This window comes from Sulfitobacter sp. CW3 (genome assembly GCF_019392245.1).
GTDB lineage: Bacteria > Pseudomonadota > Alphaproteobacteria > Rhodobacterales > Rhodobacteraceae > Sulfitobacter.
This window is the reverse complement of sequence record NZ_JAHXRL010000004.1, coordinates 335,760-356,757: the sequence shown is the minus strand read 5'-3', so window position 1 is coordinate 356,757 and position 20,998 is coordinate 335,760. Positions and strand designations below refer to the sequence as shown.

The 20,998-nt window shown below is 57.8% G+C and carries 17 protein-coding genes; 10 read left to right on the top strand and 7 right to left on the bottom strand.

All coding sequences use genetic code 11. The features are described 5' to 3' along the window. The first annotated feature begins 64 nt into the window (after nucleotides 1–64). Both KZZ06_RS11785 and KZZ06_RS11780 read left to right on the top strand, forming a co-directional pair. A complete protein-coding gene (locus KZZ06_RS11785) occupies nucleotides 65–838 on the top strand; it encodes a DUF6478 family protein (protein ID WP_219580234.1) in 774 nt (257 codons plus the stop codon). A 10-nt stretch (nucleotides 839–848) separates the two neighbouring features. Next, nucleotides 849–1,220: a hypothetical protein gene (locus KZZ06_RS11780; RefSeq protein ID WP_219580233.1), complete on the top strand. Its 372-nt coding sequence runs from the start codon at nucleotides 849–851 to the stop codon at nucleotides 1,218–1,220. A gap of 203 nt (nucleotides 1,221–1,423) precedes the next feature. Here KZZ06_RS11780 and KZZ06_RS11775 read toward each other — a convergent pair whose 3' ends face one another. The 3 genes from KZZ06_RS11775 to gpmI are packed head-to-tail and all read right to left on the bottom strand — an operon-like array spanning nucleotide 1,424 to nucleotide 5,413. Then, a complete protein-coding gene (locus KZZ06_RS11775; protein WP_219580232.1) occupies nucleotides 1,424–2,761 on the bottom strand; it encodes a S41 family peptidase in 1,338 nt (445 codons plus the stop codon). Between the two features lie 4 nt (nucleotides 2,762–2,765). After that, nucleotides 2,766–3,896, bottom strand: a complete 1,131-nt coding sequence (locus KZZ06_RS11770) for a murein hydrolase activator EnvC (RefSeq protein ID WP_219580231.1) — start codon at nucleotides 3,894–3,896, stop codon at nucleotides 2,766–2,768. Further along, nucleotides 3,893–5,413, bottom strand: coding sequence for a 2,3-bisphosphoglycerate-independent phosphoglycerate mutase (gene gpmI / locus KZZ06_RS11765; protein WP_219580230.1), 1,521 nt, complete (start codon nucleotides 5,411–5,413; stop codon nucleotides 3,893–3,895). Before gpmI ends, KZZ06_RS11770 begins: the two co-directional genes overlap by 4 nt. 184 nt (nucleotides 5,414–5,597) lie before the next feature. On the opposite strand from gpmI, the gene KZZ06_RS11760 reads away from it, so the two are divergent. From KZZ06_RS11760 to polA, 3 genes are all read left to right on the top strand, one after another. Beyond that, nucleotides 5,598–5,777 carry a zinc-finger domain-containing protein gene (locus tag KZZ06_RS11760; RefSeq protein ID WP_219580229.1) on the top strand — a complete coding sequence of 60 codons (180 nt, stop codon included), beginning with the start codon at nucleotides 5,598–5,600 and terminating at the stop codon, nucleotides 5,775–5,777. A gap of 23 nt (nucleotides 5,778–5,800) precedes the next feature. Next, on the top strand, nucleotides 5,801–6,448 hold the full coding sequence (locus KZZ06_RS11755; RefSeq protein WP_308340018.1) for a TIGR02117 family protein: 648 nt from the start codon (nucleotides 5,801–5,803) through the stop codon (nucleotides 6,446–6,448). A 126-nt stretch (nucleotides 6,449–6,574) separates the two neighbouring features. Next, on the top strand, nucleotides 6,575–9,373 hold the full coding sequence (polA, locus tag KZZ06_RS11750; RefSeq protein WP_219580228.1) for a DNA polymerase I: 2,799 nt from the start codon (nucleotides 6,575–6,577) through the stop codon (nucleotides 9,371–9,373). A 168-nt stretch (nucleotides 9,374–9,541) separates the two neighbouring features. Here the strand turns inward: polA and KZZ06_RS11745 are convergent, their stop codons facing one another. From KZZ06_RS11745 to KZZ06_RS11735, 3 genes are all read right to left on the bottom strand, one after another. Continuing rightward, nucleotides 9,542–9,775 carry a DUF2798 domain-containing protein gene (locus KZZ06_RS11745; protein ID WP_219580227.1) on the bottom strand — a complete coding sequence of 78 codons (234 nt, stop codon included), beginning with the start codon at nucleotides 9,773–9,775 and terminating at the stop codon, nucleotides 9,542–9,544. Continuing rightward, entirely contained in the window at nucleotides 9,772–10,527 is a 756-nt protein-coding gene (locus KZZ06_RS11740; RefSeq protein WP_219580226.1) for a hydroxypyruvate isomerase family protein, read from the bottom strand. Before KZZ06_RS11740 ends, KZZ06_RS11745 begins: the two co-directional genes overlap by 4 nt. A 74-nt stretch (nucleotides 10,528–10,601) precedes the next feature. Next, nucleotides 10,602–11,180 carry a DUF1285 domain-containing protein gene (locus tag KZZ06_RS11735; RefSeq protein WP_219580225.1) on the bottom strand — a complete coding sequence of 193 codons (579 nt, stop codon included), beginning with the start codon at nucleotides 11,178–11,180 and terminating at the stop codon, nucleotides 10,602–10,604. A gap of 70 nt (nucleotides 11,181–11,250) precedes the next feature. Here KZZ06_RS11735 and KZZ06_RS11730 point away from each other — a divergent pair, with 70 nt between their 5' ends. The 5 genes from KZZ06_RS11730 (at nucleotide 11,251) to KZZ06_RS11710 (ending at nucleotide 20,209) form a co-directional block, all read left to right on the top strand. Then, the gene (locus KZZ06_RS11730; RefSeq protein ID WP_219580224.1) at nucleotides 11,251–12,258 is read left to right on the top strand and encodes a MoxR family ATPase; all 1,008 of its coding nucleotides are present in this window, start codon (nucleotides 11,251–11,253) and stop codon (nucleotides 12,256–12,258) included. Next, entirely contained in the window at nucleotides 12,255–13,139 is an 885-nt protein-coding gene (locus tag KZZ06_RS11725; protein WP_219580223.1) for a DUF58 domain-containing protein, read from the top strand. The genes KZZ06_RS11730 and KZZ06_RS11725 overlap by 4 nt, the downstream gene beginning before the upstream one ends. Continuing rightward, nucleotides 13,136–15,898 carry a DUF4159 domain-containing protein gene (locus KZZ06_RS11720; RefSeq protein WP_219580222.1) on the top strand — a complete coding sequence of 921 codons (2,763 nt, stop codon included), beginning with the start codon at nucleotides 13,136–13,138 and terminating at the stop codon, nucleotides 15,896–15,898. Before KZZ06_RS11725 ends, KZZ06_RS11720 begins: the two co-directional genes overlap by 4 nt. Then, nucleotides 15,895–17,940, top strand: a complete 2,046-nt coding sequence (locus tag KZZ06_RS11715) for a hypothetical protein (RefSeq protein ID WP_219580221.1) — start codon at nucleotides 15,895–15,897, stop codon at nucleotides 17,938–17,940. Before KZZ06_RS11720 ends, KZZ06_RS11715 begins: the two co-directional genes overlap by 4 nt. Before the next feature lie 97 nt (nucleotides 17,941–18,037). Beyond that, nucleotides 18,038–20,209, top strand: a complete 2,172-nt coding sequence (locus KZZ06_RS11710; RefSeq protein ID WP_219580220.1) for a response regulator — start codon at nucleotides 18,038–18,040, stop codon at nucleotides 20,207–20,209. On the opposite strand, the gene yaaA is transcribed toward KZZ06_RS11710, so the two are convergent. Further along, the gene (gene yaaA, locus KZZ06_RS11705; protein ID WP_219580219.1) at nucleotides 20,194–20,973 is read right to left on the bottom strand and encodes a peroxide stress protein YaaA; all 780 of its coding nucleotides are present in this window, start codon (nucleotides 20,971–20,973) and stop codon (nucleotides 20,194–20,196) included. The genes KZZ06_RS11710 and yaaA overlap by 16 nt on opposite strands. Nucleotides 20,974–20,998 lie beyond the last annotated feature (25 nt).

Here is a 20,998-nt window from a genome sequence, read left to right as displayed (position 1 = left end):
CAATGCGCTTCAAAGGATAGAGTTCTGCGACATCGACTACCGAAAAACGGGGCAGCAGGCACATATGGCCAAATTTGGCACTCAGCTTTTGAACGCCGCATTATCTAAATGGGTTTTGCGGAAATGGGCGCGTAATGCCCAGAAAGCGACCGATGTTCCCTTGGAAACACTACGGCGGCAAACTCAGGAAGCTTGGGCATTAAAGACGCGGCTGGACAGCTTTATTCAAGCCGCCCAAGAACGCACGGCACTGCCCATCGTGGGCTCTACAAAGTTCAGCAAGCCACATGATACGGACTGGTTTTGGCGTCCTATGTTGTGGCGTGTCCCGCTGCCTGTGCAGGGTCTGTCCTCGGTTAAACCAAAGGCAAAACTCGGCGATGAAGTAACCGTTTTCCACGATTGCTCATTGTCAGAACTGGGCATCCGGCAATTGCGCAACCTGCGCGAGGAAGACCTGGCCCCTTACGGCCTGCGCCTTGATGTTTTTCGATTTGACGGGTCGTTCCTTTCGATTGTTCTGGATCTGCCGGATGGCTGCGTCGAAGGTTTGAAACGCACACATCTTTTGCAGATGCGCACCATCGTCGAGATGGAAAAACCAATCGAGATATTTGCGCGATTGAATATTCGCCATGGGCCGAACACCGAACAAATCGTCCGCGAACTACCCGTTCATCAACCGGACGTGATGGTCGAATTCGATCTGGCCTATTCCACCATAAACGAAAAGCGGGTGGAAAAGGCGTGGATCGATCTGATTTTTGAGGGCCCCGAAATGAACGAAATCATTTTGCGTGATCTAACATTCTCGCGTCGGCCCCGCGCCCAGCTTTAGGAGTTTTTGGATGAGCACTTTGAAACTGACCAAAACCCGCATGCTTGAAGGGATGTGGCAGGGCATCATCTCTGGTTCGGGTGACGACAAGCCCGACATCGCCGTCACCCATGACAACGTGAATGTACCGGATTTCAAACTGGCCAAAAGCGACACGGCAGACCACTGGTCTTTGACCATCCCCGTGCCTGCGACCGCGATTGCGGATGGTATTCACGTTATTCTGGTCACCGACAGTGAGGCCGGTCAGAAAATCGGCGACATCGTCATTATCGGGGATGACGTGACCAACATCGATCAGCGGGCAGAGCTGGAACTGCTCCGCGCCGAGCTTGAGATGTTGAAACGCGCATTCCGTCGGCATTGCATCGAAACAACCTAAGGGGCCGTATCGCGCCCCTGACCCTCCCAATTTAGTCCCTCGGCTGCGCTATGCAGAAGGCGAATTTCGTCGCTTCGCAAGCTGTCTGACCGCGCAAAATGCTGCGCAGCATTTTTTCTATGCCGCGCAGCGAAAAGGCCGCCCTATCATGGGGCGGCCTTTCGTTTTCATTCAACCTGCAAAGGCTATCGTGCCCTTGAGGATCAGTTCTTGGGACCCAAAGCGGACAGCCCCTTGAGGATGTCAATCGCATAGGCCAATTGGTAATCCTCTTCCCGCAAAGCCGCCGCTTCTTCGGCCTTTTCACGATCCGCCATGATCTGCTCGATCTCGTCTTCTGTCAGGCTGTCGTTGTTCAGGCTCCCGCGCAGGTCGGCCTCTGACCGCAGAGGGCGGCTGTTTGCGGCATCATCCTCTTCACCAGCAGGCTTGAGCGGAGGCTGCGCGACAACGATATCAGGCGATACACCAACTGCCTGAATAGACCGGCCCGACGGCGTATAATACCGTGCGGTGGTCAGGCGCATGGCGCTATCCCCGCGCAATGGCATGATGGTCTGAACCGACCCCTTGCCAAAGCTTTTGGTGCCCACAACAATCGCGCGATGGTGATCTTGCAACGCGCCCGCGACAATCTCGGACGCGGATGCAGACCCGCCGTTGATCAACACAACAATGGGTTTGCCTTGCGCCAGATCACCGGGTGTGGCGTTGGTCCGGTCACTGTCGGCTGCGTCGCGGCCACGTGTGCTGACGATCTCGCCTTCCTCAAGGAACGCATCCGAAACGGCGATGGCCTGGTTCAGCAAACCGCCCGGGTTGTTGCGCAGATCGATGACGATGCCGCTGACCTTGTCGATACCACCGGCGGCTTCGATCTGTTCTTCCAGACCTTCCTTAAGCTTGGGATAGGTTTGTTCGTTGAACGTCGTGACACGCATCACGACCGCGTTGCCGACCGTGCGGCTGCGTACGGCAGTCAACTGGATCGTGTCGCGGATCAGGGACACGTCAAACGGCTCGCTCTCGCCTTCGCGCACGACGGTGATAACGATTTCTGAGCCAACCGGCCCGCGCATCAATTCAACCGCATCATCCAACGTCAGACCCAGCAGGCTTTCTCCGTCGACATGCGTGATAAAATCACCAGCCTCGATCCCCGCCTCAGAGGCAGGTGTTTCGTCAATCGGCGAGACGACTTTGACAAAGCCTTCCTCCTGGGTGACCTCGATGCCCAACCCGCCAAATTCACCGCGGGTCTGGTCGCGCATCTTCAGCGCGTCCTTGGGCGACAGATAGCTGGAATGCGGATCAAGGGACGTCAGCATCCCGTTGATCGCAGCCTCGATCAGTTCCTCTGTGTCGACTTCCTCAACATATTGGGCGCGGATGCGTTCGAAAATGTCGCCAAACAAATCGAGCTGCTCATAGACATTGCTGGTTTTAACGGCTTCCTGCGCCAGCAAAGGGCCCGCGATTTGCGTCGTTGCGATCACGCCTGCCAGCGTGCCACCAACGGCGGCCATCACAAATTTCTTCATATGCTCATTCATCCTTGTCGGTTAGGAACCATTCTGCCGGGTCCTGTGGGATATTATTCTCTCTTACTTCTATGTAGAGCGTTTCTGAACGCTCGACACCAGCCCCATCACTAATAGGTGACAAGGCATTATCACTGCTTAACGACGGTGCCCCCATCAGACCAATCGGCGTTCCCGCCGCGATCACCTGACCCGCCGTACCATAGACCGTATCCAAGCCTGCCAACACAAATAGGGTATTTGCGCGCGGCTCAAGGATGATCACGTTGCCAAGATCCAAAAGCTCGCCAGTATAGCGGATTGTTGCTGCTGTCGGAGTGGTCACAATGGCACGGGGCCGCGTTGCCAGTATCATGCCGGGGCGGACGACGCCTGCCGCGTCCGCCTCGTTGGCAGCGCGCAAAACAAGGCCTTGCACCGGCAAAGGCAACTCTCCCACTTGGCCATCGATGTGCAAGGGGGCGGGTGCAATCTGGTCGGTCGTCATTTCCGATAGACCGCTGGCAAAGCCTGACAACGTTTCCGACGTCGAGATCAAGATCGCCGTGCGCACCGGGTCTTCTGTGAACCGCGTGGGCAGCTCGGTGCGGTTGGCCATGGCTTTGTTCAGCTCGGTGCGGGCGCGCTGTATTTCCGTCAACCCGTCTTGAAGCCGCTGCGCAGCATCCGTTTGCAGCGCCCGCAGGGTTTGCACGTCTTCCAAATCCTGCCGCAGCTTGTCAGCGCGGGCATTCAATGCAGGCGTCAATTCGGCCAGCAACATGCCAGCGCGGGCCGTGCCAATGGGGCCGGCGGGATGCAAAAATAACGTTGGCGATGGATTGCCACCGATGCTTTGCAACACGCCCAGCAACTGCGCCACCTCGCCGTCGCGGGCCTCCAGCCGTTTGCTAAGCTGGGCCTCGTTTATCGCGGCTTGGCGCAGCCCTTCACGCATGGCACCCAATCCGACCTCGAACGCTTGGATCGTTTGAGTCAACGCCTGAACCCGGTCACGGGCACCCTCTGCGGCATCCAGTTTCGCGGATGCCCGTTCAAGATCGCCCATCGCACGGCGCGCCTGATCGGCCGCCTGGGTCTGCGCAAAAGCACCCAAAGGCCAGATCAGCAGAAAAAGGACGGCAATCCGCATCATTCCAACAGGGACTTTCCAGTCATCTCGGCAGGCTGTTCCATCCCCATCAATTGCAAAACCGTCGGGGCCAGATCGGCCAACCGCCCGGTGCGCAATTGGGCACCAGCAGGGCCGCCGACAACGGCGACCGGTACGGGGTTCAATGTATGCGCCGTATGCGCCCCACCCGTTTCGGGATCGATCATCGTTTCGCAATTGCCATGATCCGCGGTGATGATCATCGCACCGCCCACGGCATCTAGCGCCTTCAAAACGCGGCCCAACCCCTGATCCACGGCCTCGCAGGCGGTGATCGCAGCCCCCAGATCGCCCGTGTGCCCGACCATATCGGGGTTCGCGTAATTGACCACAATCAGATCATAGCCGTCTGTGATTGCGTCGACCAAACTGTCCGTTACCTGTGCCGATGACATCTCGGGTTGCAAATCATAGGTCGCGACATCGGGCGACTTGGGCATAAAGCGGTCTTCACCGGTGGCGGGGGTTTCCTCGCCTCCGTTCAAAAAGAACGTCACGTGAGGGTATTTTTCCGTCTCTGCCAACCGGAACTGACGCAAACCATGCTGCGCCACCCAAGACCCTAGCGTGTTCACGATCTGCGGCTTGGGATACATCGTCGAGGTATAAATGCTGTGCGCTTCTGAATATTCGGCCATCCCCATCAAGGCAGCCCAGTCCGGTCTGACGCCTGTCGCAAACACCTCGAAATCAGGGGCACCGATGGCCGCCATAATCTCGCGGGCGCGATCGGCGCGGAAATTCAGACAGAATACCCCGTCGCCACCCTTGGCACCCGCATAGCCGGCAATAACCGTTGGCTGAATGAATTCATCGTTTTCGCCACGCTCATAGGCCGCATTTACCGCCTCAATCGCCGTAGCGGCCGTTGTTTCGCCCTGCCCCTGAACAATCGCACGGTAAGCTTTGGCAACGCGGTCCCAACGGTTATCGCGGTCCATGGCGAAATAGCGGCCCGTGACAGTCGCGATTTGCACGCCGCCGGGCAGTTGTTCATTCAACGTCTCAAAATACCCGAGCGCCGATCTTGGGGCCACATCGCGGCCATCGGTCAAGGCATGAATCACCACGGGAATGCCTTGGTCGTGCAACGCGTTTACAGCGGCAATCATGTGGGACAAATGACCATGCACCCCGCCATCCGACACCAAGCCCATCAGATGCGCCGTGCCGCCGGTTTTTTTCAGCTTGTCGATAAAATCCAGCAGCGGCGGGTTCTTGGCAAAGCTGCCCTGCTCGATCGCGAGGTCGATCTGGCCCAAATCCATCGCCACAACGCGCCCAGCACCAATATTGGTGTGCCCGACCTCGGAATTGCCCATCTGCCCCTTGGGCAAGCCGACATCAGGCCCGAAAGTGGTCAACGTGGCATTGGGGCAATTCTGCATGATCCAATCAAAATTCGGGGTTTTCGCCAGCAAAGGCGCGTTACCCTCGGCGTCGGCGCGCTGCCCCCATCCATCCAAGATGCACAATACGACGGGTTTGGGGGGTGCCATGTGACGATTGCTCCGAAAATTAAAGATGTTTTGCATCTTTTAACTGTAGATTACCCTATGGTGAACCCAATTCATTCTAGATTACAAACTTGTAGAGTTCAGCCGCCCAAAACATGGCCCACCCCTTGCCCTGACGGCTTGGTTTGGTCATAACGATAGCGCATCCAAAGCCAAGGACGACCACATGACATTGCAAGCCCCCGAAACCCGCATCGTGAACACATGGCGCGTCGCTTGCGACGGCGGCGAAGGCGCTTTGGGCCACCCGCGCGTCTGGCTGCAAATCCCGCATGACAAAGGCTGGGTTGAATGCGGCTATTGCGACTGCAAATTCATCCACCAAGATTTTGAGGGCAAAGTCTGAGGCAACACGCAAGATGGTTGGGCGTGCTTGCACTTGTGCCCGCCCTCTATGTGATGGCCGCCATTTTTGGCGCAGTTATCCCCGGCAGCGTAACGCCTGACAGCTCTGAAAAAACACGCAATATTTTGCTGGTCAGCGGCCCGATCCACTATGATCTGGTGCTGCCGCTTGACGAGATGTCGCTGAAACGGTTCGCCCCGCTGGCGGCCAAAGGCATCTGGCTGGATCATCCTGCCGCCGAGTGGCTGGTGGTTGGTTGGGGCGCACGTCATTTCTATACGCAGACCCGAACCCTGAGCGATCTAAATCTGCCCGCGATCTGGCGTGGCATTATCGGGGATAGCTCTGTTTTGCGCTTTGACATTGCAGGCGCGCTTGCTGACGATCTGGATGCAAGACATCTGAAGCTCTCCGATACGGAATACGCGGCCCTGCTGGATGAGGTTTGGGACAGTTTATCGACCGACACAGATGGCCAGCCTGTCAGTGCCGCAGTCGATGGATTTAATCAGACCGATGGTTTTTTCGCCGCCAAGGGGCAGTTTAACATTCTGCGCACCTGCAATGTCTGGATCGGTGACAGACTGCGGGCCGCCGGCCTGCGGTTCGGCATCTGGACGCCAATGCCCCTGTCGGTCAGTCTCTCCTTTGATCTTTACCACGCGGAATGACGTAAGGACCGGACGCTCCGCGGGGAGTTTATTTGGCAAAATGAAATAGGCACCTGAGCAGAATGGCGGCTGGCAGGCGCGGATGCTTCGTGGCAAAAGGGGGCAATCACCAAGGGGAGCACTGATATGTCCGGCACATTTGGCAAGGGTCACCATCTGCATTTGATCGACGGATCGGCGTTTATTTTTCGCGCCTATCACGCGCTGCCCCCGTTGACGCGCAAATCGGACGGATTGCCAATCGGCGCGGTCGCTGGTTTTTGCAACATGCTGCACCGCTATGTTGAAGGGAACACTGGCCCAGATGCGCCGACACATGCCGCTGTGATTTTTGACAAGGGCAGCCACACGTTTCGCAACGACATGTACGACCTGTACAAAGCCAACCGCGAAGCCATGCCCGAGGATTTGCGCCCCCAGATGCCTCTGACCCGCACCGCGACAGAGGCCTTTAATATCGCGTGCAAGGAAAAGGAAGGCTATGAGGCCGATGACATCATCGCGACCTTGGCTGTTCAGGCCCGGGCCGCTGGCGGGCGGTGTACCATCATCAGTTCGGACAAGGACCTGATGCAACTGGTGGGCGGCGGTGTGGAAATGCTGGACGCCATGAAAAACAGGACCATCGACCGCGAGGGCGTGTTTGAAAAGTTCGGCGTTTATCCTGAACGCGTCGTTGATGTGCAGGCTTTGGCAGGTGATTCAGTCGATAACGTGCCGGGCGCGCCCGGTATCGGCATTAAAACGGCGGCGTTGCTGATCAATGAATACGGTGATCTGGATGCTCTGTTGGCGCGGGCCGAAGAGATTAAACAGCCCAAACGGCGCCAGACGTTGATTGACCATGCGGATCAAATTCGCCTGTCGCGCAAGCTGGTCTTGCTGGACGACAACACGCCGCTCGACTTTACGCTCGACGACCTTGAGGTGCGCGAACCTGACGCTGACAAGCTGCTGGGCTTTTTAGCTGAAATGGAATTCCGCACGCTATCCAAGCGCGTCGCAGAAGTGCTGGGCAAAGAGGCCCCGGTGATTGAGGATCCGAAGGTCGATGAAAATCGCCCCGAAGTGGCGGAAGTCCCTTTTGATCAGGCAGGTTATGAACAGGTAAGCGACGCCAAAACGTTGCAAGCTTGGATCGACCGGATTTACGAGTTCGGCTATGTCGCGGTGGACACCGAGACGACCGGCCTTGATGAAATGGTCGCCGATCTGGTGGGCATTTCCCTGTGCGTTGAGCCGGGCAAAGCCTGCTATATCCCGTTGATCCACAAAACCCATTCCGCTGACGATTTGTTCGGCTCGGATGATCTGGCTGAGGGGCAGATGCAGACCGAGGAAGCCCTGCGCATGCTGACGCCGGTGCTGACCGATCCATCGATCATCAAGATCGGCCAGAACATGAAATACGACAGCAAGATTTTCGCGCAGGTCGGTATTGCGGTCGCGCCGATTGATGACACGATGCTGATGTCCTACGTCATGCATGCCGGATTGCATGGGCACGGGATGGACACGCTATCGGAACGCTATCTGGGCCACACCCCGATCCCGATCAAACCGCTGCTGGGGTCCGGTAAATCCGCGATCACCTTTGACAAGGTGCCGCTTGCCGATGCGGTGCCTTATGCCGCCGAAGATGCCGATATCACGTTGCGTCTGTGGCAATTGTTCAAGCCGCAATTGCACCGCGTACAGGTAACCAAGGTGTACGAAACCCTTGAGCGCCCCTTGGTACCGGTTCTGGCCGCGATGGAGCGGTCTGGCATCAAGGTTGACCGCGATACACTTAGCCGGATGTCCAATGCCTTTGCCCAGAAAATGGCGGGCTTGGAAGACGAGATCTACGAGATGGTCGGGCGCAAGTTCAATGTTGGATCGCCCGCACAGGTCGGCGAGGTTCTATTCGACGACATGGGCCTTGAGGGCGGAAAAAAAGGTGCGAACGGGAAATATTCGACCGGCGCGGACATATTGGAAGACCTTGCCACCGAACATGATTTCCCCCGGCGCATTCTGGATTGGCGGCAACTGTCCAAGCTGAAATCGACCTATACGGACGCGCTTCAGACGCACATCAACAAGGACACGGGCCGCGTTCACACGTCTTATTCGATTGCAGGGGCATCGACGGGCCGATTGGCATCGACGGATCCAAACCTGCAAAACATCCCCGTCCGATCCGAGGAAGGCCGCCGCATCCGCGAAGCATTCGTTGCCGAAGAAGGTAAGGTTTTGGTCGCACTCGATTATTCGCAGATCGAATTGCGCATTCTAGCCCATATCGCCAACATCCCTGCCCTAAAGCAAGCGTTCAAAGACGGCCTGGATATCCACGCGATGACCGCGTCCGAGATGTTTGATGTTCCGTTGGATGAGATGACGCCAGATGTGCGCCGTCAGGCCAAGGCGATCAACTTTGGTGTAATTTACGGCATTTCCGGCTTTGGTCTGGCGCGTAATCTGCGCATTCCACGCGCCGAAGCACAGGGGTTCATCGACCGCTATTTCGAACGTTTCCCCGGCATTCGGACCTATATGGACGACACCAAAGCATTCGCCAAAGAGCACGGGTACGTTCAGACGCTCTTTGGTCGCAAGATCAACACGCCCGAGATTGCTGCCAAAGGACCCCGCGCCGGTTTTGCCCAGCGCGCGGCGATAAACGCCCCGATTCAAGGGACCGCCGCCGATGTCATTCGCCGCGCCATGATCCGCATGCCCGATGCGATCAAGGATATCCCTGCAACGATGTTGCTACAGGTTCACGATGAACTGCTGTTCGAGGTAGAAAAAGGGGCCGAAGACGATTTGATCAAGGCGGCCCGTGATGTGATGGAGAACGCAGCCGATCCGGTGGTCAAGCTGGATGTAAAGCTGACCGTTGATGCTGGCGTCGGCGCGAATTGGGCCGAGGCGCATTAATTTGCGCCCGGCTAGACGGAACTGAACCCAACTTGGCGTGGTAACGTCGCAGTTTTTTGGAAAGGATCAGGGCGGTTGAAAGATCGGCCATCGGGACTGCGTCGGCCTAAACTGTCAAAGCACGTATAAAGGGGCCGCAGCATTCTGGATGCTGTGGTCTTTTGTGCATTAGGCGGGCCCGTCTTTGAGCAACTTGGCAACGATGCGCCGCGTTAGGGGTGCGACGACCAAGACGGTCGGGAACGCCACCAGCCAACTGGTGATCCACGCACCAATCCACAAACCAAACAGACCCTCAGCAAATCCTGCTGTGCGCAAAATCGCGATCCCTGAAACGATAAAAGACATCAACCCAGATAGGATAAATCCAAAAACAACCGGGGCAAATCTTGCGGGTATCATAGCATTTTCATCCAGTTCAGGCTGTCTTCGGTTTTGGGGTCCGGGTTGTATTCACCGCTGATCCAACCATCATATCCCGCGCCAGCCATCGCTGCAAACAGCGCAGCAAAATCGATATCACCGCTGCCAGGCGTACCACGGTCCGGGCTGTCGCCGATCTGGACATGAACGATATCAGCGCAATACGCGTTGAAGGTTTCAATCGCATCACCGTGGATCATAGCCGCATGATAGCTGTCGTATTGCAGGCCGACATTATCCATCGACACCGCGTCCAGAACCCGTTCGGCCAACGCATAATCGTTCAAAAAATATCCCGGCATCGCCACAGGGTTTAGCGGTTCGATCGTCAACGTCAGGCCGTCTGGCGCAGATTTTGCTGCCCAGATCAGATTGCGGTAAAAGGTATCAAACGCTTCGTCACCTTGTGCATTACCGGCCATCACATGCACAAACCGGGCATCCAACGCCTCGGCATAGCGGAACGCACGTGCCATATCTTTGCGAAAGGTATCAACAAGATCGGGAACCGCAGCGAACCCACGCGGCTGCCCCTCCGAGGCCCGCGGCGGCGCGTTGATCAAAACAAGCTCCAGCCCGTTCGCCGCACAGGCGGCTTTGGTCTCGGCCAGTGGTTCATCATAAGGAAAGAGCACCTCGACCCCTTTAAACCCTGCACGTGCCGCAGCGTTGAACCGGTCAAGATAAGGCAGCTCTTGCCACAAAAGGCTTATATTTGCGGCAGGTTTCATGGATTTCAGGCTCGTTTTATGTTGCGTTAGCCATTGCTAGCAAAATCACGTGAAAAGGCAAACGTAACACGCATCTATTCGGGTAATTCATTTGACGGGATCAGCCCGAAAAACTGGCCACTCGACCAAACGCCAAACCAGCCGTCGTGATGTTCACCCAGATCCACAAGCCGGTAAAAGCTTTTGCGATCGATCAGCGCCTCCAGGTTACGGCGGACACGGACATAGGGCGACGGCTCTCCGGTCTCGGGATCGCGTACAACACGGATCGGCAGATCCTCACTGGCCGTCGCGATATCATCAAGGTTGGTCTGAAATGTAAGCTTCTGTGCGCGCCCTTTGCCTTCGACCTCGAAATCAATGGCAATGAATGGCGCATCCTCGACACGAATCCCTACCTTCTCCACCGGCGTGACAAGGAAGTATTTGTCGCCCTCACGGATCAAAATTGACGCAAACAGCTTGACCAGACCCCGCCTTCCAATGGGCGTGCCTTCGTGAAACCAGGTACCGTCGCGCTTGATCTCCATGTCGATATCGCCACAAAATGGCGGGTTCCAGCTCTCTACTGGCGGCAATCCGCGTGTTTTTGCAGCAGAAACAGACGCAGCAAGGCCCGCCGCTGTCGGGGTCACGGTTTTTTGTCCATTCATTGCTTTTGCCATTCCCAGTTCACAAGATACACTTACATCTAACCTATATAAATCAGAGGACGCAAAAGTCATGACCGAAGCCAGCGATATGGTAGCAGATATTGAAGCCCTCGGCGACAAGCTGGCACAGGCCAAGGCGTCGATCACCAATCGCTTTATCGGGCAAGAGCGCGTTGTCGACCTGACATTGGCCGCGCTGCTGTGCGGCGGCCACGGCTTGCTGATCGGGTTGCCCGGTCTTGGCAAAACACGTTTGGTCGAAACCCTAGGCACCGTGATGGGCCTGGATGCCAACCGCGTGCAGTTCACGCCCGATCTGATGCCGGCCGATATTCTGGGGTCCGAGGTGTTGGATACAGCCGCCGATGGCAGCCGCGCGTTTCGTTTCATCGAGGGGCCGATATTCTGCCAATTGCTGATGGCCGACGAGATCAACCGTGCCTCGCCGCGCACGCAATCCGCCTTGTTGCAGGCGATGCAGGAGAAGACCGTGACCGTCGCTGGACAAGACCGCCCGCTTGGCGCGCCTTTTCATGTTCTGGCCACGCAAAACCCCATTGAGCAAGAAGGTACCTATCCCCTGCCCGAAGCCCAGCTTGACCGTTTTCTAGTGCAGATCGACGTTGCCTATCCTGATCGCAAGACCGAGCGTGAGATTTTGCTGGCCACAACCGGCGAAGGTGATGCGCAGGCAAGTCAGGTGTTCTCGGCAGCGGAATTGTTGGCCGCGCAAGCCTTGTTGCGCCGCATGCCTGTCGGTGACAGCGTGGTGGAATTGATCCTTGATCTGGTCCGGGCCTTCCGCCCAGACGAGGCAGACGCAAGCGCGCGCGTGCGCGAAACCGTCGCCTGGGGCCCCGGCCCCCGTGCCGCGCAGGCGTTGATGCTGACAGTACGGGCCCGCGCCTTGTTGCAGGGGCGCTTGGCCCCCTCTGCAGAAGACGTGATTGATATGGCGCGTCCGGTCCTAAGCCACCGGATGGCATTGAACTTTGCGGCGCGCGCACGTGGCGACAGCCTGAACGAGCTGATTGACAGCACCGCGGCCAGCCTGACCGGGAAAAAGGCCGCAGCGTGATCACCCCAGCAACCCTTCGCGCAAATGCTGAAGATCAGGCAGCCCGTTTTCCTGACCTATTGGCACGCGCGGAACATTTGGCCGGTGCTGTGCTGCTAGGATCGCACGGGCGCCGGCGCGCAGGGGGCGGCGATGATTTTTGGCAGTACCGCCCCGCACAGGCAGGCGACAGCCGCCGCCGCATTGACCATCGTCGTTCAGCACGGGGCGATCAGGAATTCGTGCGCGAACACGAATGGCAAATCGCGCAATCGGTCATGTTATGGATCGACCAAGGGGCCTCGATGCGCTTTTCCTCGGACCCGAACCTGCCGCAAAAGGCAGACCGCGCACGGTTGCTGGGCCTTGCTGTCGCGATTCTGTTGCAGCGCGGCGGTGAACGCGTGGGCCTGACAGGAACCGCCTTGCCCCCACGTTCCGGCAGGCCCCAGTTGTTGCGGCTTGCCGAATTGCTGTCTCAGGACAGCGCCGACGATTATGCCCCGCCCGAACACCGTGCCATGATCCCCCATGCGCGGGCCGTGTTTATCTCGGATTTTATGGGTGACCTTGACGGGATAACCCTTGCGTTGACCAAGGCCGCGGATCGGGGTGTTCGGGGCGTATTGTGCCATCTACTTGACCCGTCCGAGGAAGCTTTTCCGTTTTCGGGCAGAACCATATTTGAAAGCGTTGGCGGGACGCTGCGCCATGAGACACTCAAGGCCAACGATCTGAAATCCCGCTATCTTGAACGTCTTGCCGAACGTAAATCCGAACTTCAGCGCCTATGTGCGGTGACGGGTTGGCACTATGGCCTGCACCATACAAACACCTCTGCGCAATCCGCACTGCTGTGGCTATATTCTGCGCTGGATACACGCGTGGGGGCGGCAGCATGACGATTTTGGGCGGCATCGGGTTTTCGGCACCATGGCTGTTGCTGGGGCTTATCGCGCTGCCTATTCTTTGGCTTATCCTACGCGCCGTTCCCCCTGCGCCAATCCGCCAACGGTTTCCCGGCGTTGCATTGCTGCTGGGGCTAACCGACGACGAAAGCGTTTCTGACCGCACCCCGTGGTGGTTGCTGCTGTTACGCATGTTTGCCGTTGCGGCGATTATCATCGGACTGGCTGGCCCCGTTTTGAACCCCCACGACCAGCAGGCCGACGGGTCCGGCCGCTTGCTGATTGTGCTGGACGGATCATGGGCCGGTGCAACGCGCTGGCAGCAACAGTCGCAGGTCATCGACGCGCAGCTCACCCGTGCCGCCCGTGCCAACCGGACCGTGGGTTTTTTGACCCTCACCCGCCCCGAAGAACCCGCGTTCCAATCCGCAAATGTGTGGCGCACGCGGTTGGCGGGGTTGCAGCCCGCACCTTGGCAACCGTCAGATGCCGACGTGATCCGCGCGATTGAAATCACCAAGGCATTAGACGGGTTCGACACGCTTTGGTTCAGTGACGGTCTGGAGTACCCAAGCCGAAATGACATGTTGGATGCGCTTCAAAACCAAGGGTCGGTCGATGTCTATCAAACCGGCGCAAATGTGCTGGCTATGGTCCCTGCCAGCTACAAGGACGGCGCCATTACCTTGACCGTCAAACGTGCTGTCGCGGGTCCAACCAGCGAAGTTACGTTGAACGCCCAAGGTCGCGACCCCGCGGGCAATGCCCGCATCCTTGCCACCGTGCCCGCCCAATTCGATGATGGCGCAACCCAAGCCACTGCCGCGCTGTCCTTACCCGCCGAACTGCGTGCCCGGATCACGCGCTTTGACATCGCGGGGCAACGATCGGCCGGGGCGACAACGCTGGTGGACGACGGATTGCGCCGCCGCGAGGTTGCCCTGATTGCAGGCCGCGAAAACCGCGAAGGGTTAGAGCTGCTGTCGCCCTTGCACTATATCGAACGCGCCCTTGCCCCGACCGCCGACATCATTGACGGGTCTCTTGCCGAAGTTCTGCCCGCCAACCCCGATGTGATCGTGCTGGCCGACATCGCCACCCTGTCCGAGGCTGAACAAGCCCCCTTGCAGCAATGGATCGAGGCCGGAGGCATGTTGGTGCGTTTTGCCGGCCCGCGCATTGCCGCCAGTGATATTTCGCGCGACACCGAAGACCCGCTGATGCCCGTTCGTCTGCGCGCGGGTGGCCGCAGTGTCGGCGGCGCGATGAGCTGGGGAGAGCCGAAGTCACTGGATAGTTTCCGCGAAACCTCGCCCTTCTTTGGCCTAGATATCCCTGACGATGTGGTCGTTTCGGCCCAAGTCGTCGCGCAGCCGGACCCGACCCTTGCCGACCGGGTCATTGCGTCGCTCAGCGACGGCACGCCGCTGGTGACGCGCAAAGCGTTGGGTCAGGGCCAAGTCGTCTTGTTCCACGTCACGGCCACCGCCGAATGGTCAACCTTGCCGCTGTCTGGGGTGTTCGTTCAAATGATGGAAAGGCTGGCAATCTCCTCCTCTGCCGCCTCTGTTGAGGCGCAGGATTTACAGGGCACAACATGGACGCCCTTGCGCATAATGGACGGGTTTGGCCAGCTAGAAGACGCAGGCAACCTGCCCGGTGTTGATGGGGCTGATCTGGCATCAGCCGCCGCCGGTCCCGACCTGCGGCCGGGCATCTACGCCTCAGGCGACCGCCGGATCGCCCGCAACGTGGTCACTGACGATACAGCACTGACACCCACCACTTGGCCCGCCGATGTGCCCGTCCACGGCCTGTATGTCGCGCCCGAAATGCCGCTCGCCGGGTGGCTGCTAAGCCTGTCACTGTTGCTGCTGCTGGCCGATGTCGTCGCATCATTGGCCCTGTCCGGACGGTTGTTGAAACGCAGCAATATTGCCGCCATTCTTTTGGTTCCGTTGATGCAAATCCCAGCCCCTGCCGATGCTCAATCGGCAGACGACTTTGCCCTGAACGCGACCGCAGAAATGACGCTGGCCTATGTCATCACCGGAAGCCCCTCCATCGACACGCTGTCAGAGGCGGGATTGCGCGGGCTTTCGGATACGTTGTTTTTCCGCACATCGGTTGAACCCGCGAACCCCATCGGCGTGAACCTTGAGACTGACGAGCTGGCGTTTTTCCCGATGCTGTATTGGCCTATCACCCCCGACCAACCCCGCCCGTCGGGGGATGCCTATGCGAAACTGAATGCTTATCTGCGGTCCGGGGGGCTGATCCTGTTCGATACGCGTGACGCTGATATTTCGGGCTATGGCGGGGCAAGCGCGAACGGTCGCAAACTGCAAGACCTTGCTGCACCGCTGGATATTCCACCGCTTGAACCGCTGCCCAGTGACCATGTGCTGACCCGCACCTTTTATCTGCTACAGGATTTTCCCGGCCGCTATACGGGCCGCGATATCTGGGTCGAAGCGTCCCCCCCTGACGCCGAACAGGTCGAAGGAATGCCCTTTCGCAACCTGAATGACGGCGTCACACCGGTTGTGATCGGCGGCAATGATTGGGCCGCAGCTTGGGCGGTTTCATCCAATGGCGCACCGATGGTGCCCGTGGGGCGCGGCTTTGGTGGCGAACGTCAACGCGAATTGGCGTACCGCTTTGGTGTCAATCTGGTCATGCATGTGCTGACCGGCAATTATAAATCGGATCAGGTCCATGTGCCTGCGCTGTTGGATCGGTTGGGCCAATGACGTCGGCCATCGTTTTCAATCCAATGATCCCCATGCCGTTGCTGGCCATGGTTGCCGCGATTGCCCTTGCTGCGGTCATCTTGGCCGTGATGCGTGGCTTGCAAGGCTGGGCGTTGCGCGGGCTTGCCATGCTGGTTGTGCTTGCCGCGCTGTCTGGCCCGTCCTTTCAACAAGAAGACCGCGCGCCGCTGAGCGACATCGTGATCATGCTCGAAGACAGCAGCGCCAGCCAGAAGCTGGGCGGGCGTGAAGAGCAAAGCGTGCAGGCAGCAGACGCCTTGGCTGCGACAATCGCCGCACGCGACAACACCGAATTGCGCCGCGTTCAAATCCCCGACGGCCCCGGCGATACCGGCACACAGCTGATGACAGCACTTGCCGACGCATTGGCCGAAGAACCCCGCGCCCGGATTGCCGGCATTCTGGCGGTCAGCGATGGCCGCATTCACGACGCGGATTTACCCGTTGATCTGCCTGCCCCCCTGCATCTACTGATGACTGGCAAGGAAACCGATTGGGATCGCCGCCTGACCGTTCGAAATGCCCCCGCCTTTGCGATTATTGGTGAACCTGTAACCCTGACCCTGCGGATTGATGATCTGGGCGCGGCCCCCGATTTGGGCGGCCTTGCGCAGCTGGACATATCAGTTGACGCACAAGAGCCGCAGTCGTTTCGGGTGCCCATTGGTCAGGACCTCGACCTGCCTGTCACGCTGCCCCATGGCGGGCGTAACGTGATCCGGTTTTCCCTGCCAGAAGCAGAAGGAGAATTGACGGACCGCAATAACGCGGCGCTGATCCAGATGAACGGTGTCCGTGACCGCTTGCGCGTGTTGCTGGTCAGCGGCGAACCGCATCCGGGCGGGCGTACATGGCGCAATCTGCTGAAATCCGATAGCTCTGTAGATCTGGTGCATTTCACCATCCTGCGCCCCCCAGAGAAGCAAGACGGCGTGCCGGTTGACGAGCTGTCTTTGATAGCCTTCCCAACCCGCGAATTGTTTATGGAAAAGATTGATGATTTCGATCTGATTATCTTTGACCGATACAAGCGGCGCGGCATTTTGCCGGGGCTGTATCTTGAAAACGTTGCCAATTATGTACGTCAGGGCGGTGCCGTTTTGGTGGCCGCAGGGCGCGATTTCGCGAGTGCCGACAGTCTGTTCCGGTCGCCCCTTGGCACTGTTCTGCCCGCGACCCCATCGGCCCGCGTCATCGAAGAACCGTTTCTGCCCCTCGTATCCGATCTGGGTGACCGCCACCCCGTGACGGCCAACCTACCCGGACGCGGTGACTGGGGGCGTTGGCTGCGCCAGATTGAGGTCTCCAACACCAAAGGCTCTGTCGTGATGACAGGTCAGGGCGACCGCCCTTTGCTGATCTTGGACCGGGTGGAAAAGGGCCGTGTGGCGCTGCTGGCCTCGGATCATGCCTGGCTTTGGAACCGCGGTTACGAGGGCGGCGGCCCGCAGCTTGAATTGCTGCGCCGCCTTGCCCACTGGATGATGAAAGAACCCGAGCTAGAAGAAGAGGCGCTGACAGCCACCGCCGACGGGCAAACCATGCGTATCATCCGCAGGACATTGGGTGACGCGGTTCCTCCGGTCACCATCACGACCCCCGATGGGACCACCGTTGAGATGACGTTAACGGAAACAGCGCCCGGTGTGTTTGAAGGGATGTTCGAGGGGCCGGAAATCGGGCTGTACCGCCTTGAGAACGGCGATCAGGTCAGCGTCATTGGTCTTGGCCCTGCCGCGCCGCGTGAATTCATTGATACAATTGCCAGCGGTGAAACGATGGCCCCGATACTGGCGGCAATGCGCGGGGGCGTGGCCCGCATCGAAGACGGGTTGCCCCGTATTCGCGAGGTCAGGGCCGGACGCCCAGCTGCAGGGCGCGGATGGATCGGCCTGACCCCGCGCGACGCCTATGAGACCCGCGATGTGCGGCAGACGCCGATCCTGCCCGGTTGGCTGGTCCTGTTGCTAAGCGCGGCCCTGATCATCGCGGCATGGCTGCGCGAAGGGCGGCGGAGCTAAGGAAAACGACCTGCATCCTCGCACGTCTTAAACAGTTGTTCACCTCGTTCGCTGAATGTCTGTTACCTAACAGAACACCACGGATTCGGAGCGGGGCATGAACCTGGCAGACAAGCTGACGCAGGAGCGGCGCGGACGTCTTGCGGCGGAGCGGATGCTTGAGCTGAAACAGGCCGAGCTATTTGCGGCAAATCGCAAGCTGGGTCTGCACGCGCAGAAACTAACCGATGAAATTGTCGAAACCCGTGCCGAAGTGGAAAACATTCGCGGCGAAAACCAGCGCGTGAAATCCGACCTGAGCGCCGCGCGCGAAAAAATCGAACTAACGGAACGCAGGCTTTGGCAATCGATTGAGACGATCAAAGACGGCTTTGCTTTGTTCAGCGTAAACAATGAATTGATCATGGCCAACCGTGCGTATCTAGCGGTTTTTGACGGGCTGGAATTGATCAGCGCAGGGGTGAATTACGTGACGATCCTGCAGGTCCTGACCGAGGAAGGGATCGTGAATACCGGCGATCTGTCCACGAAAAGCTGGCGACGTCTGATGACAGAGCGGCTGCAGGATTCCGACCCCGAACCTACCGTAATACAATTGTGGAACGGCCGGCACATTAAGCTGGTTGACCAGCGCGGGCCAAGCGGCGACATGGTTTCGCTCGGGCTCGATATCACTGCAACCGTCGAATACGAACGCCAACTGCAAGAGGCCAGCGCCATTGCAGAAAGCGCCAGCCGCGCGAAATCGGCATTCCTGGCCAACATGAGCCACGAAATCAGGACCCCGATGAACGGTGTTGTGGGTATGGCCGATGTTTTACGCGACACTAAACTGGACGAAGATCAGCAACTATACGTCGATACGATCAAAAACTCGGGCGAAGCATTGTTGGTGATCATCAATGATGTTCTCGATTATTCTAAAATCGAAGCTAAAAAGCTGGATCTCCATCTCGAGCCCTTCGATCTGGAACGTACGATCCAAGAAGTGATCATGCTGTTGCAACCGCTTGCCCGTGAAAAAGATCTGGGCCTTGCATTGGACTATGATTTATTCATGCCCACACAACTGGTTGGCGATCCCGGGCGCATCCGGCAGGTTTTGACCAACCTTATGGGGAACGCGGTGAAATTCACCAGCGAGGGTCACGTTCTGGTTCGTGTGACAGGCGTACCGGACGCCGAAACCGGCAAGGTGATGGTCAAAATCGCGATCGAAGACACAGGTATCGGCATCGCACCGGCCATGATTGATCACATATTTGGCGAATTCAATCAGGTCGAAAACGAACGGAATCGCAAGTTTGACGGAACCGGGCTGGGCCTGGCGATCTGTCAAAGGCTGATCCAGATGATGAACGGCGATGTATGGGTCACCTCGCAAGAACAGGTTGGATCGTGTTTTGGGTTTGAACTGCCGCTAAAGGCCGCAGGCCAGATCAACACCTCGCATCCGCCACTGCCCAAAAAATTGCGGCATGTCATGGTGGTCGAGACTGAAACGATAAACCGTTCTATTTTGCTGAAACAGCTTGAACAGCTTGGCCTTAAGGTAACCTGCTGTGACACCGGTGAAGCGGCATTGGAACAGATTGGGCCCGACGTCGATCTTATCCTCGCCGATCACATCATGGCGAATATGGATGGGTTCCAGCTTGCGACCGAAATGCGCGCACGCGACCACCAGTGCGACATTATCATTGTCAGCTCGAACTCGGGGCGTGCTGAAAAAAATCCTGCACGCAAACTGATAAAGTCGGTTCTGAAAAAGCCAATTCCACACAGTGATCTGCTCGCTCAACTGGCTACCGTCAGTATATCCCCCGGCGGCACCGTCCAGACCGAGCCGCGCAAAATGCGCATCTTGGCGGCCGAAGACAACAAAACCAACCAGCTTGTTTTCTGCAAAATGATCCAACATCTTGATGTCGATCTAAAGCTTGCCAACAATGGCGAAGAAGCCGTCGCTTTGTTTGAAACCTTTGAGCCCGATATGATATTTATGGATATCTCGATGCCCAAAATGGATGGCAAAGAGGCGACTGCCACCATTCGCAAGCTTGAAGAGAAAATGGACCGCCGCTGCCCTATCGTTGCGCTAACTGCACACGCGATGGAGGGCGACGACAAAGGTATCTTGGCCGCCGGGCTGGACCATTATCTGACAAAGCCGCTGCGCAAACCTGACATCACCGCCCAGATCATGGAGCATCAGCCCGAAAACACATTACCGCTGATCATAGAAAGCGATCATCAGGAGGCGGGGTAAGGCCGCAGGAATACCGGTTTTTCAGGTGTCGACAGATCTTGTTGCCATTCATATCCGCCGATATCGAAATCGCTGAGAGATTCTGGATCTTTCAAACGGTTCTGGATGACAAAACGCGCCATGGCCCCGCGCGCTTTCTTGGCGTAGAAGCTCACGATTTTTGGGCCCTTAGCGTCGCCTTTATCCTCCATGAACTGGGGGGTAATGACGTCCAGCTTGAGCGCCTTTAGGTCGACAGCCCCGAAGTATTCCTGACTGGCACAATTGATCAATGCACTGCTGCCCGTCGTTTCAGCCTGTTCATTCAACGCCAACGACAGCTTGGCCCCCCAATATTCGTACAGGTTTTTGCCCCGTTGGGTCTTGAGCCTGCTGCCCATCTCAAGGCGATAGGGCTGGATACCGTCCAAAGGGCGCAACACACCATAAAGCCCTGAAAGAATGCGCAAATGCTCTTGGGCATAGGCCAGCTCATCCTCCTCAAGGCTCGCCGCTTCGAGGCCTTGATAGGTGTCACCGGCAAATGCCAATGCGGCCGGGCGCAGGGCGTCACCACTAGGGCTGTCTTGATAACTGGCGAAACGATCACGGTTCAGCTTGGCCAAATTATCACTGAGATGCATAAGCGATTTCAGTTCACCCACGCTAAGATCGCGCGCAGAACGCACCAAATCTGCCGCATCACCCAACATATCAGGCGTCGTCATTTGCACATCACGTGCGTCCCAGTTCATCTTTTTGGCAGGCGAAATAACAGTGAGCATGGTCATCCTCTTTTTGGCACACCCC